This window comes from Klebsiella sp. RHBSTW-00215 (assembly GCF_014103785.1).
Classification (GTDB): Bacteria; Pseudomonadota; Gammaproteobacteria; order Enterobacterales; family Enterobacteriaceae; genus Klebsiella.
In genome coordinates this window covers 5,291,836-5,304,530 of record NZ_JABXQS010000001.1, presented here as the reverse complement: position 1 = coordinate 5,304,530, position 12,695 = coordinate 5,291,836, and the positions used below count along the sequence as shown (strand labels likewise).

The window sequence follows — 12,695 nt, the reverse complement described above, 5'->3', positions numbered from 1 at the left end:
GCCGCATTATAAACGAAAACGTTTGCGTCTGTCTTTATATGCGTAATTTGAGTTCAGCGTGAAAATTTGCTATACTGTATAAAAATACAGTATAAAGAGGCTGCATCATGGCGGTTGAAATTAAATATGTGGTGATTCGCGAAGGTGAGGAAAAAATGTCTTTTGCCAGCAAAAAAGAGGCCGATGCTTACGACAAAATGCTCGATCTGGCGGAAGTGCTCAACGACTGGCTAGTTGACTGTCCGCTGACGCTTGATGAAACCCAGCGCGATAGCATGTCAATGTGGCTGGCAGAGCGCAAAGAGACCTTAAATCATATTCTGCGGTCCGGGAAACTGCCGGAAGCCGAAAGCAGCGCTGATGAACAACACGCCCAGGCGGAGGTCGTCGAGGATAATGCCGACGCCGACGCCGACGCCGTCCCTGAAGCTGCCGCTGAAGTTCCGGCTAAACCGCGTAAAGTAAAAGCCGCCTGAGTGTGCTCTCTGCCGCCGGGGTCTCTGGCGGCAAAAATTCGGTTAAGCCCCTTTCTGAGGCTAAATTTGCGCTTCTTTAGCAGTCCATAACATTTCCTGACATCGCGTCGTTTAGGCTGGTGGTATCGCTTATCGCGCAACGAGGGAAAGTATGGCTAACTGGCTTAATCAACTGCAGTCTCTGCTGGGTCAGCAGGGGCGGTCTTCTTCATCTGACGATCAATCAAGCGGCAAAAATCTGCTGTTGCCGGGTGCGCTTGGCGGGCTGGCAGGGCTACTGGTTGCCAGCAAATCATCGCGTAAACTGTTGGCTAAATACGGCACGGGCGCGCTGCTGGTCGGCGGTGGGGCGATCGCCGGCAGCGTGTTGTGGAATAAATACCAGCAAAAAATGCGTGCAGGCTCGCCACAAGAACCGGCTTACTCACCTTCAGCCTCCGCGCCCATTCAGGCGCAATCTTCAACGCAAGTCGAGCTCGACGCCCGCAGTGAACGGCTGATTATGGCGCTGGTCTTCGCCGCCAAAAGCGACGGGCATATTGACGAACGCGAACGGGCCAGCATTGAAGAGCAGCTACGCGCAGCAAACATTGACGTGCAGGGGCGGGTGTTAATCGACAGGGCGCTGTCTCAGCCTCTCGACCCTCAGCGCCTGGCGCAGGGCATCAGCAACGAGCAAGAGGCGCTCGAAGTGTATTACATCAGCTGTGCGGTTATTGATATTGACCACTTTATGGAGCGCAGCTATCTGAATGCGCTCGGCGAAGCGCTAAACCTGCCGCAGGACGTTCGCAAAGATATCGAACAGGATATTCAGGCGCAAAAACAGGCTATATCCCCTAAATAATTCGAGTTGCGGGCAGGCGGCAAGTGAGAAAGTCCCGATGAGCTTACTTAAGTAAGTGATTCGGGCGAACGAGTGCAGCCAACGCACCAGCAACTTGAAGTATGACGGGGATAGCGCCTTAAATCCTCACGTTTCGCTTGCATCGCTGGCGACTTTTGCCACCCTTATATACCTGTCATCCTTCAGCACGCTTTGGGGCATGCTGAAGGATAAATAATATAAGCCGCAGAAGACGAAGCAGATGCCACCAAAAGCAAAACGAATCCCTCATGCCATGACCTTACATGGCGATACCCGAATTGATAATTACTACTGGCTGCGTGATGACGAGCGCTCTCTGCCGGAAGTGCTTGATTATCTGCGCCAGGAAAACGAGTACGGGAAAAAAGTCATGTCTTCGCAAAGTAGTCTGCAGGACAGGGTACTGAAGGAAATTATTGATCGTATTCCACCGCGCGAAGTATCGGCACCGTACAGCAAAAATGGCTATCGTTACCGTCAGGTCTATGAGCCGGGCTGCGAATACGCTATTTATCAACGCCAGTCGGTGCTAAAAGAAGAGTGGGATGAGTGGGACGTTCTGCTTGACGGTAACAAACGGGCGGCCGGTAGCGAGTTCTATACCCTCGGCGGCTTAGGGATCTCACCGGACAACCACATCATGGCGGTCGCGGAAGATTATCTTTCACGGCGGCAATATAGCTTGCGCTTGTACTCTCTGCACAACGATAACGAATACCCAGAGGTGCTGGAAAACGTCTCGCCTGATTTTGCCTGGAGTAACGATTCACAGACCCTGTGGTATGTGCGTAAACACCCGACCACGCTGCTGCCGTATCAGGTCTGGCGCCATCGTCTTGGTACCCCGGCCAGTTCAGATATCCTGGTATATGAAGAGCAGGACGACACCTTCTACGTCAGCGTTCACAAAACCACCTCCCAACAGTTTGTAGTGATTTATCTGGCCAGCGCGACCACCAGCGAAGTAATGCTGCTGAATGCAGAGATGACCGATGCCGAGCCGATCTGCTTTCTGCCGCGTCGCAAAGATCATGAATACAGTCTCGATCACTATCAGCATGCCTTTTATCTGCGATCTAACCGTGAAGGTAAGAACTTTGGCCTTTATCGCAGCACGCTGCGCGATGAGCAACAGTGGGAAACATTAATTCCTGCCCGCCACGAGGTGATGCTGGAAGGCTTTACCCTGTTTACCGACTGGTTGGTGGTCGAAGAACGTCAGCATGGGCTGACCAGCCTGCGGCAGATCAATCGTAAAACGCGGGAGTCACAGGGCATTGCGTTTGACGATCCGGCCTATGTGACCTGGCTCTCTTATAACCCGGAGCCAGAAACTTCCCGTCTGCGTTACGGCTACTCCTCCATGACCACGCCGGATACGCTATTTGAACTGGACATGAATACCGGCGAGCGGCGGGTACTCAAACAACAGGAAGTAAAAGGTTTTGATGCCAGCCATTACCGCAGCGAGCACCTGTGGATCAAAGCTCGTGACGGTGTTGAGGTTCCGGTGTCTCTGGTCTACCGGCATGAACATTTCCGCAAAGGAGCCAGCCCGCTGCTGGTATACGGCTATGGTTCCTATGGCGCCAGCATGGATGCGGATTTTAGCGCCAGCCGCCTGAGCCTGCTCGACCGCGGTTTTGTTTTTGCTATCGCTCATATTCGCGGCGGCGGCGAACTGGGCCAGCAGTGGTATGAAGACGGTAAGTTTCTATGCAAGAAAAATACCTTCAACGATTACCTCGACGTCTGTGATGCGCTGCTGGCGCAGGGCTACGGCGCGCCCCACTTATGCTACGGTATGGGCGGCAGCGCGGGCGGTATGCTGATGGGCGTGGCGATTAACCAGCGACCGGAACTGTTTCACGGCGTGGTCGCTCAGGTTCCTTTTGTTGATGTCGTGACGACGATGCTCGATGAGTCGATCCCGCTGACCACCGGTGAGTTTGAAGAGTGGGGTAACCCACAGGATGCAGAGTATTACCACTATATGAAGAGCTACAGTCCTTACGACGGCATCCTGGCGCAGGCCTATCCGCACATGCTGGTGACTACGGGTTTGCATGACTCGCAGGTGCAATACTGGGAACCGGCAAAATGGGTGGCAAAACTGCGCGAGCTGAAAACCGACGACAACCTGCTGTTGCTGTGTACCGATATGGATTCCGGTCACGGTGGTAAATCCGGACGCTTTAAAAGCTACGAGGGCGTGGCGCTGGAGTTCGCGTTTCTGATTGGCCTGGCGCAGGGGACGCTGCCAGGCCGGGCACAAGCGTAGAGCTGGTTACTCCCCGAGATAGTGTTTAAGCGTCAAGCGCAGCTCGGGGCTCATACGATCCAGGTTATTGAATAACCAACGCAAATAGCCGGGGTCGTTTTCCGCTATTTCAGAGACCGCCTGGCCGCGATATTTGCCGAAGGTGAAGGTGGATAGCAGCGCCGGGCGGCCGGTAATCGTGGCCATATCATCCGGCGACCAGCCGGAAGTTTTGATTATGTCGAGCAGCAGGGCGGCGGTGATATAGCAATCGTACAGCGCCCGGTGATGATGCAGCCCCGGTGGCGTGGTAACGCTGAGCTTGCGCGATTTATACAACCCCATGTTGCTGTACTTAATTCCCGGCCACAGGCGGCGCGCCAGCTTCATGGTGCAAATCCACTCGCCCTGCATTTCCGGCAGCACCCGACGGTCAAAGCTGGCGTTGTGGGCGACGTACCACGGGCTGCCCATGTACAGCGGCACAATCTCCTCAATCCACGGCTTATCGGCGACCATCTCTTCGGTAATATGATGAATTGCCATCGCCTGCGGGCTGATGGGGCGGTCGGGGCGAACCAGATGGCTCATCGGATTGGTAATTTGTCCGTCCACTATATCTACCGAGGCAATTTCAACAATGCCCCCCTGCAATCCGCAGGTTTCTGTATCGATTACGCGCAGCATGGCTTGCTCCAGGCCAAAGAAACCAGCGTAATAGAATGCGCAGGTCTTGCCAACTCAGATGTCCACAGGGGACGGGAATTATTTCTGTTTCGGCTCATACGGCAGGCGGGAAAGAGAAACTGATGCCAGACGATGGGCAATCAGCCGCTCGCGAAACCAGTCGCGCAGGTGCGCTGGCTGCTCTCTTTCGACTAAATCGGCGACTACCGGCATATTGTAGCGCTCTTTAAAGGCGACGCCGGCCGCAGCAAGATCGACATTCACTTTGTCCATCTCCTCCTGGGAAATTTTAGCCAGGTTCTTTTCCATCGGTTTCTCCTTTGATAATGCCGCAAAAAGTACTAAGCATACGGCAAAAAGGCAAGTCTCAGACGCTTAGCTCGACTGTGTCATTATACAGGGTTATTCTCTGTGCTACATACATAACAAAAAGGAATGACGACTATGCCAATCATCGCCGGACGCGCGCTGCGTCTGTCTCTATTTCTCGCCTGCAGCCTGACTGCAGCAGGTGCATTTGCCCACGCACACCTGCAACAGCAGCTTCCGGCAGCTAACGCTGAGGTGAATGCGTCCCCGCAGGTGCTGACGCTGAGCTTCTCCGAAGGAATCGAAACGCAATTTAGCGGCGTGACCCTGACCGGGCCGCAGCAGAAAACTGTTGCCCTCGGCAAACCCACCCGTGATGAGAGCAACAAATCCCAACTGACGGTGCCCGTCGAGCAGGCGTTAACGCCGGGTGAATATACCGTTGACTGGCATGTGGTCTCCGTAGATGGCCATAAGACCAAAGGACAATACACCTTTACCGTGAAGTAAGCCGATGCTTAGCGGAGTCTATGTCAGCTTACGTTTTATCCATTTTATCTCGCTGATGATCGCCTTCGGCTGCGTGCTTTACGGCGCGTGGTGGGCGCCGGTGACCTTGCGTCGTTTGCTGATGCAGCGCTTCTATCCGCTGATGCGCCATTTATTGTTGGCGAGCGCGTTGTCGGCGCTGTTGATGCTGATGGCGCAGGGGGGGTTAATGGGCAACGGTTGGCCGGATGTCTGGCAACCCGCCATCTGGCAGGCGGTTGCCGGGACGCAGTTCGGCAGCGCGTGGGTGTGGCAAATTTTGTTGGCCCTGGTCGCGCTGGTGGTGGTATGGCTGAAACCACGGCATCCGGCCCGCTTGCTGCTGATCCTCCTTTGCGCACAATTATTGCTGCTGGCAGGTGTTGGCCATGCCGCGATGAATGAAGGCTGGCAGGGGATACTGCAACGGACAAACCATGCAGTGCATCTGTTTTGTGTCGCCAGCTGGTTTGGCGGTTTGTTGCCGTTTATCTATTGTTTACGCCTGGCGCATGGGCGCTGGCGGCAGGCCGCTATTTACACCATGATGCGTTTTTCGCGTTACGGGCATCTGGCGGTGGCCGGAGCCATCGCCAGCGGCATAGTGAATGCGCTGTTTATCCAGGGAGGGCTCATCAGCGACTCGCCCTGGGGGCGGATGCTGTTGTTCAAATGTGCCCTGGTGGCCGCAATGGTGGCAATTGCGCTGGTGAACCGGTATGTTTTGGTGCCACGCATCTCGGCAAGCGGAACGCGGGCGGAACAGCTCATCGTGCGAACCACGCAGATGGAAATAGTATTGGGCGCGCTGGCACTGTTTGCCGTCAGCCTGTTTGCGACCTGGGAACCTTACTGAATTAACTGGTTAAATCATGAAAAAAATCGTTTTGACACTGTTGTTATTGGCAAGTTCTGGCGCTGCGCTGGCGGCGCCAAAGGTGATTACCGTGAGCCGCTTTGAAGTGGGTAAGGAGAGCTGGGCGTTTAATCGTGAAGAGGTGATGCTGACCTGCCGTCCCGGCAATGCGCTGTTTGCCATTAACCCCAGCACCCTGGTGCAGTACCCGCTAAATGAAGTCGCCGAGCAGCAGATGAAAGACGGCAAGACCAACGCCCAGCCGATTTCTGTGATCCAGGTCGATGATCCGCAGCAGCCAGGACAAAAAATGAGCCTGACGCCATTTATTGAGCGTGCGCAGAAACTCTGCTGATCGGTACTAGTATCCAACTGTATTTGCATGAAAAAAACCGCCATCGTCCCTTGCCGGGAGTGGCGGTTTTTTGTTGGCATTCGCAATTTTGACAGGAATTATTCGTCCACTTTTGTCGCGGACTGGAAAACCTGACACGGTAAACTATTCTTATAAGGCAAGGCGACTTAGCCTGCATTAATGCCAACTTTTAGCGCACGGCTCTCTCCCAAGAGCCATTTCCCTGGACCGAATACAGGAATCGTGTTCGGTCTTTTTTTATCTATTATTCAGAACGCCGCAGATTCCATTGCAAAATCCCGGATGGTTTTTTCGGGACTTTTTTCTTATACCACAACAATAATTTCCCAAACATTTCTTTTACAAAAAAATTGCCTGCCGGACTTCAATAAGTGACGGTCACCAGAATAGTGTCGCTATAGGTACCTGCAGGCTGGTTACTCTGCGTTGGGTTAATCTTTACCGTGTAGTTCGCAGATTGTGCCGTGCCGGAACCGGTGACGCTGAGATTATTACTCTCCGTCCATGCGCTGCCGTTAGCCTGGTAAAACTGATACTGCAACCAGGCCGTCTGTTGCGGTAGGCTCATCCGCCGCCAGTCGCCGACGCTGGTGTTGGTGATGCTGGTGAGGTTTACGGTATAGGCCGCATTTTTAGTACAGCGGATGGCGAGTTGGCCGCTGTAGTCGCTAAAACTGGACGGCAGGGCGGCAGAGGTAAATATGACTTCCGGCGCGCTGTCGATATAGCAAAAATTGGTCACCTGTAATGACACATTCACCGTGGATACCAGGGTTCCGTTGTTTGGAATACATATCTTAATGCCCAGCAGGTCGAGCCCGACGTAGCAGAATCTATACACCCAGGTAATTTTTAATGTATCGGTATAGGTACCGGCAGGGATATTTGCTCCGGGGGTGGTTCTGAAGTAAAGCGGCATGGTCCCGTCGCTGGTGTTAAATAACCCCAATAAATCGAGCAGCGTGGTTCTGCTCCAGCTAATCACGCCGCCATCCTGATAGGCCGGTGAGCATGAAGAGTCAACGCAGATGCTGTATGGGACCGCATCGCCGGCGCCATTAAGCAGTAGTGGAATTTTGTTGCTCTGATTCGTTGAAGACAGCGTGGCGGTTAAGGTATTGGTCGAATTTAGTGATGCCACTTCTGGAGAGCAGTAAAAGCCTGCGCCCGCCAGGACGCCCTGCGGCGCGCTGTTGAGCGTAAATGAATCGACCGGGCCGATTTTGGGCGAACTGGCTACGATGTTGCAGGCAGCCAGTGCGCTGAGCGATTGAGTCAGCAAAAATAGCGCAACACATAAAAATAGAAGGTGTTTCAACGTTGTCTCCGTTGTCATCAGTTGCAGCTAACCGGGCCGATCCGCTGCGGGACGGGCGTTGATTCCGGGAGTTCGAACTGCACGTGGCATCGCATCCCCCCGGCGTTTATCGTGACGTCATTTTTGCGTGTGAGATGCGAGAACCAAACCACGCCGTCGTAGCCCACCAGACCTTGCTGTTTACTGTTTTTCTCCTCAACCGGCGTACCGACCGGCAGCGGCTGCCCTTGGGCATCGACGAAGACAATCGTCGCCGAGCGCACGCGATTCACCGGAAAATCAACCAGCGCGCCGCTGCCTTCACGGACTGCAATACGCTTCTCCACCGTGGCGGCTTCGGTATCCGTTGGCAGAGGAAGCGTATCAAGGGTGACTTTTCCCGGGTACCAGGCCGCAGCCCAGGGGATCAGCAGATGACCGTTCTTATCCGTCACGCCGACCTTACGATTTTCATAATTAACCGCAATATTCGGGTAGTTGCCGGTGGAAACAACGATAAAGGCGTCGTTAATTTGCCGGGCGAAGAACAGACTGTTATCCATCAGCACCACCGAACCAGTAGCTTCAAACCAGCTGTGATGATCGTCACGTGAGCCGTAGTAACCCCCGCTCAGCGTTGATACGCGGTTGATCCAGGTGAGATCCGCCTGGCTATAATTATCGCCGCCAACCGAGTGGGCGAGATTCCAGCCCAATCCACCTTCTGCCGGGGCAGAGCGACTCACACTGATATTTTCTCCCCATTGACCGGAGCTGGAGCGCTGGCCGCTTAACTGCACTGAACTTTGCGAATCGAACGGGATGATGACCTGCAGCATGCTGGCGTAGCTATTTTCTTGCAGATCGCGGTTTACGCTCAGGCTGAAGCTGCTGCTTTTCCACAGGCTGCGGCTCCAGGAGAAGTTCATCAGGCGCGTTCGTGAATTATCCTCGGCCTTGATATCGAAGTAGCCAATGCTAAAAGAGCCCAATACGCGTCCCCATGGGCTCAGGCTCAGCGTGGCCTGGTCTGACTGGCGGCTTAGCATGCTGGTCGAGCCGTAGGTGCTGAGGTTGTCATAGTTAGCGCTGCGTTGAATATGCTGGTAATTAATCCCCCAGCTATTGCCATAGTAGGAGTAACCCGCAGTGAACTGGTTACCATTTCCTTCGCCGCGGCTGGCGCTGGTCGACAGACTGAGGGTCCCCAGATTACCCACGCCGATATCGCCGCCAACCCCGGTATTGGTTAATCCTTTGCGGTCTTCGCTATGCGCTGAGAGGGTTAGCCAATTGTTTAACCCATAGCGGTAAATCGCGCTTACTGCGCCGGTGCCATAATCGGCATTTTTGATGCCGTAATTGTTGCGCAGGGCGCCGACGGTGAAATCAAAATCGCTTAGACCCTCCCGCAGGAGGGTATTTGAGACGTAAAAGGGAATATTGGTGGAAACCTGGCGGCCAAGGGCGTCGGTCGTTACCACGGTAGCTTCACCCGCGCCGCTGATATAGGGCACATTGGTCAGCGTATAGGGGCCGCCATTAATCTGCGAAGAGCTGGTTTTAAAACCATTAATAAACAGGTCGACACTTGAAGGGACCGCCGCGCTGCCGGATAAGTTGAGCAGCGGATATGTCACCAGATCCGGGCGAACGCTGAAATTGCGGCTCACGCGTAGTCCACCCATACGCACGGAGCTGCTCCAGGTGAGCGCGTTGCTCACCACATCACCTGCCTGGTAGCTTATCATCCGCTCGCTATCGCTGTACTTCCACAGGGTGTCGTAGCGCATATAGCCCTGCTGCTCATAACCTGTTGAAGACCAGTTTTGTCGGATTACCGCATTATTGGAGAGGATACCTGCCGGGCCAAAAAGACGCGTTTCGCTGTAGGTGCTGGTGGTTTGCGTGCCGTCGGATGAAAAAAGGTTGTAGGCATCGTAGTTAAATAAAATCCCTGGACTGCTAATCGCGGCCTGGTAATTTTGCCCTGATGCCTCGCCGATTTTCTGCTCAGGAAGCCAGTTGTCCGGGACCTGCAGTTTGAGCATTTGCCCGGTCTGGTCATATTCCACCTTCACTGAAGGGAGGGTGGTGATATCCACCAGCGTGTCGCTGGTCTTCAATGGGATATGTGACTGCTGCAAAACGCTGGCTGAGACCCAATAATGACCATTGATGACCTTGACCGGAACGGTACCCGCAGGGGTATTACCGTTGACCGATAAACCGAGGTACAGCTCATATTCCTGCTTTTCGCTGTACGATGCCGCTGGCGCAGGCAACGAATCGTAGGTTGCGGCGTAAGCTGTTACCGACGCAATCGCCAGCAGCCCCCCATAGGTCGCCCTTTTCAGGTCTCTCATGGTTAACGGTTCGCCGGAATTTCCACCGCCTGACCGTTATCGGTTAATTTAGCAAACAGATGCATCCCTGACGGAACAGCAGATTTGCCTGCGGTCGGAAAACAGTTTTTTTTCTGCGCCAGTACGTAGCCAAGAAGGCCGTTAGCCTGAGAAATTTGACTCTTACCGCTGGCGTTTGCCCAGTAAACCGAACTAAGTCGGGCGTGTTGATTGCCGGTATTGTCGATGCAAAGCGCCTGACGGCTATTCTGCTGGGAAAGTGACCAGCGCAGCGTTGTCCTGACCGCTTCGACTGAGCCATCGTTCTTTAGCGGCGTGATGCCTTGCCCATAGGTAAACAGCGGCAGAACGTAGCGCATGCGCATTCTCAGTCCTGCGGAGTTTTTATCCGTTTGCACTGCCGGTTGCGCAGGAGGGATCTCATCAATAACGATGCGGTAGGATTTTTCTTTTCCATTCGCGACGGGAGCAATGCGCATCAGTCGTACCAACTGACGCTGTCCCGGCGCGACTGTGGTGAAGGGTGGACTGGCGACGACATCGTTTTGATCGGCATAGGCATCGGATGACGCTTTTTGATCCCAGGAAAAAACGCGCAGCTGTAAATTTACCGGCGTGTTGCCGCGATTCTCCAGCCACAGTTCAGAACCTTTTTCGTGGCTTTCGATAGTTTGAAATATCGGCCAGACTAGTACGGAACTGGCGGCCAGAACGGAAGCTGGGGCGGATAAAGCGAATAAAAACAGCGCAAATCTACAGCGAGTCATAGTTAACCTGTGCATTATCTAATAGGTCAGCGTGACGGTGACCGTGTCGGTATAAGAGCCCACCGCCGGGAAGCCATTCGTGGCAAAAAGGCGGCCATAAACCGTGTAGGTTTGCGTGGTGCTCGGAAATGATGCGATGCTCAAAGCCTGCGTGCTGTTACCCCATACGGTGGCACGGTTGCTATCCTGATAAAGCTGATACGCCAGGGTATTACCGCCGCCGTTCGACATATAACGCTGGGCTGCTGAGCCACCGTTAACGCCATAGTCGAGAGCGATTGAAATAGCAGTGCCTGGCGTGCAGGTCACGATAATCGACCCCGCGCCTGGCGTACTGGCGACATCAACATTGCTGTAGAGCGATGACATGGTGCCGAAATTCAACGTGCCGAAATCCGTCGTTTGGGAGCCGTCTCCGGCGCCAAGCGCACAGCCTGCGGTTATCTGTGCGGAGACTTTTAACGTCTTCTGGGCAGTGGCTGCATGGGCGCCCGAGGCAAAAAGCAGAAATAATGTAAGCCACATTGGTCGAAGCATGACGCCCATTTCCCTTATGTCGTTACCAGGTTAACGTCGCGGTGACGATGTCGCTGTAGTCGCCAGCGGTAGGGGCATCCTGGTCTTCAGGGCGGATACGCGCAAAAATAGGGATTTCTTGCGGGCTGCCGGTTCCGGTGATAGCGATACTACCATCTGGCAGGATTTCGCTATTACGACCCACATCGGAGTACAGGTGATAGGCAATTAGCGCAGGACCCGTTGTATTTTTCATATAACGAAGATCTCCTGACCCTTGCTGGCCGCCATCCAGCGTCAGCGTTGATTGCAGATCCGCAGTACAGGCGATGGAGACCGCAGTGGCTCCGCCGCTGCCGACCATTCCGGCATCAATGGAGTTGGCTAAATCGCCGTAGGCGCCAAAACTGATGTTCCCCCATTTGTTAAGTTCTCCCTCTCTGGAACCATTCGACACCCGGCATCCGCTACCAAGCGTAAGCTGAACGCCAATCTGACCGCTTAGCGTGCCCGCGGCAAAAGATGGCTGAATGATGACGATTGCGCTTAATAAGCCGCCTAAGACACTGCGCGATATCGTTTTGACGTTCATGGAGAACCTCTTGATGGAAAGCCGCGGAAGAAAAACAACGATGGAGCTTTATGCTTTTATCACCGAACATGCGCTCCGGTTTAGTTGATTAACATATAACTACTTCTGCGAGATAAGCGTAATATTGCATTATTAGCTGGATTTTTTATTTTTATAGTTTTTAAATCTGTTATATTTGAATATGTTGGACATAAATGCTGCATGTTAATTTATTGTTGGTGTTTTGTTTTTTTTCTTTGTGTGGTGATGTTGGAGGGGAGAATAAAAATTTTTTCTAAAATCACAATCAGGCGCAAATTTTGAAACAAAAAATATGGACAAAAAAGCAGGAATAGACTCTGAACGCATCGCTTTAGCGTAGGTAAGAGAGAAGACACCTGCACGAAATCAGGCCCATGGTGCAGGTGAAGTTTACGGGCCTACATCGGAAGTGGTTAATTATATACATTTGTATGACAAATTAAATAATGAGCAAAAATTTATTTGCTTTTATTTGTTATGGATTGTTTCTACTTATTGATTGAAGGGGGTGAGAAGACGATTTTTAGTCCAAAAATAACAATAGAATATTTATTCTGGTGCCACAAAGGAAGGGTATAGCCAGGTCTCGATAGTGCTTACTAAAACCCAGATTTCATCGCTGAAAATAAACCAAACGGCAACGGCTAAAATAATCAACAGCATAGCCAGCAGGAAAATTTCTGTTTTACTCATAACTTCAATAGCTGCCTGGAAGAGTGCGAGGAAGCCATGATAGTAACGAAAGCACAGTAGAAGATGCAAACGCCGCTATGCCA

General features: G+C 53.0%; 14 protein-coding genes. 6 read left to right on the top strand and 8 right to left on the bottom strand.

All coding sequences use genetic code 11. The features are described from left to right. Positions 1-107 precede the first annotated feature (107 nt). The 3 genes from HV127_RS25290 (at position 108) to ptrB (ending at position 3,625) form a co-directional block, all read left to right on the top strand. The gene (locus tag HV127_RS25290; protein ID WP_182239603.1) at positions 108-476 is read left to right on the top strand and encodes a YebG family protein; all 369 of its coding nucleotides are present in this window, start codon (positions 108-110) and stop codon (positions 474-476) included. Positions 477-627: 151 nt separating this feature from the next. Next, positions 628-1,323, top strand: a complete 696-nt coding sequence (locus HV127_RS25285; protein ID WP_182239601.1) for a DUF533 domain-containing protein — start codon at positions 628-630, stop codon at positions 1,321-1,323. Between the two features lie 241 nt (positions 1,324-1,564). Continuing rightward, positions 1,565-3,625 carry an oligopeptidase B gene (gene ptrB / locus HV127_RS25280; RefSeq protein WP_182239599.1) on the top strand — a complete coding sequence of 687 codons (2,061 nt, stop codon included), beginning with the start codon at positions 1,565-1,567 and terminating at the stop codon, positions 3,623-3,625. A 6-nt stretch (positions 3,626-3,631) separates the two neighbouring features. On the opposite strand, the gene exoX is transcribed toward ptrB, so the two are convergent. Both exoX and HV127_RS25270 read right to left on the bottom strand, forming a co-directional pair. Next, the gene (exoX, locus tag HV127_RS25275) at positions 3,632-4,291 is read right to left on the bottom strand and encodes an exodeoxyribonuclease X (protein ID WP_182239597.1); all 660 of its coding nucleotides are present in this window, start codon (positions 4,289-4,291) and stop codon (positions 3,632-3,634) included. A 78-nt stretch (positions 4,292-4,369) separates the two neighbouring features. Continuing rightward, positions 4,370-4,600 carry a DNA polymerase III subunit theta gene (locus tag HV127_RS25270; RefSeq protein WP_110274295.1) on the bottom strand — a complete coding sequence of 77 codons (231 nt, stop codon included), beginning with the start codon at positions 4,598-4,600 and terminating at the stop codon, positions 4,370-4,372. Positions 4,601-4,735: 135 nt separating this feature from the next. On the opposite strand from HV127_RS25270, the gene yobA reads away from it, so the two are divergent. The 3 genes from yobA to HV127_RS25255 are packed head-to-tail and all read left to right on the top strand — an operon-like array spanning position 4,736 to position 6,339. Beyond that, entirely contained in the window at positions 4,736-5,110 is a 375-nt protein-coding gene (gene yobA, locus HV127_RS25265; RefSeq protein ID WP_182239595.1) for a CopC domain-containing protein YobA, read from the top strand. 4 nt (positions 5,111-5,114) lie between these two features. Next, positions 5,115-5,984, top strand: a complete 870-nt coding sequence (gene copD, locus HV127_RS25260) for a copper homeostasis membrane protein CopD (RefSeq protein ID WP_182239593.1) — start codon at positions 5,115-5,117, stop codon at positions 5,982-5,984. 16 nt (positions 5,985-6,000) lie between these two features. Beyond that, positions 6,001-6,339, top strand: a complete 339-nt coding sequence (locus tag HV127_RS25255; RefSeq protein WP_167492753.1) for a YebY family protein — start codon at positions 6,001-6,003, stop codon at positions 6,337-6,339. Positions 6,340-6,724: 385 nt separating this feature from the next. Here HV127_RS25255 and HV127_RS25250 read toward each other — a convergent pair whose 3' ends face one another. The 6 genes from HV127_RS25250 to HV127_RS25225 form a co-directional block, all read right to left on the bottom strand. Continuing rightward, the gene (locus HV127_RS25250; protein ID WP_182239591.1) at positions 6,725-7,696 is read right to left on the bottom strand and encodes a spore coat protein U domain-containing protein; all 972 of its coding nucleotides are present in this window, start codon (positions 7,694-7,696) and stop codon (positions 6,725-6,727) included. Then, positions 7,696-10,023 carry a fimbria/pilus outer membrane usher protein gene (locus HV127_RS25245; protein ID WP_182239589.1) on the bottom strand — a complete coding sequence of 776 codons (2,328 nt, stop codon included), beginning with the start codon at positions 10,021-10,023 and terminating at the stop codon, positions 7,696-7,698. Before HV127_RS25245 ends, HV127_RS25250 begins: the two co-directional genes overlap by 1 nt. Before the next feature lie 2 nt (positions 10,024-10,025). Beyond that, entirely contained in the window at positions 10,026-10,790 is a 765-nt protein-coding gene (locus HV127_RS25240) for a molecular chaperone (protein ID WP_182239587.1), read from the bottom strand. 18 nt (positions 10,791-10,808) lie between these two features. After that, positions 10,809-11,327 (bottom strand): spore coat U domain-containing protein, encoded by a 519-nt coding sequence (locus HV127_RS25235; protein ID WP_182239585.1) that lies wholly within the window; start codon positions 11,325-11,327, stop codon positions 10,809-10,811. 22 nt (positions 11,328-11,349) lie between these two features. Further along, a complete protein-coding gene (locus tag HV127_RS25230; RefSeq protein ID WP_182239583.1) occupies positions 11,350-11,898 on the bottom strand; it encodes a spore coat U domain-containing protein in 549 nt (182 codons plus the stop codon). A 570-nt stretch (positions 11,899-12,468) separates the two neighbouring features. Further along, complete coding sequence (locus HV127_RS25225) at positions 12,469-12,612, bottom strand: Ecr family regulatory small membrane protein (protein WP_142514101.1); 144 nt, start codon at positions 12,610-12,612, stop codon at positions 12,469-12,471. Positions 12,613-12,695 lie beyond the last annotated feature (83 nt).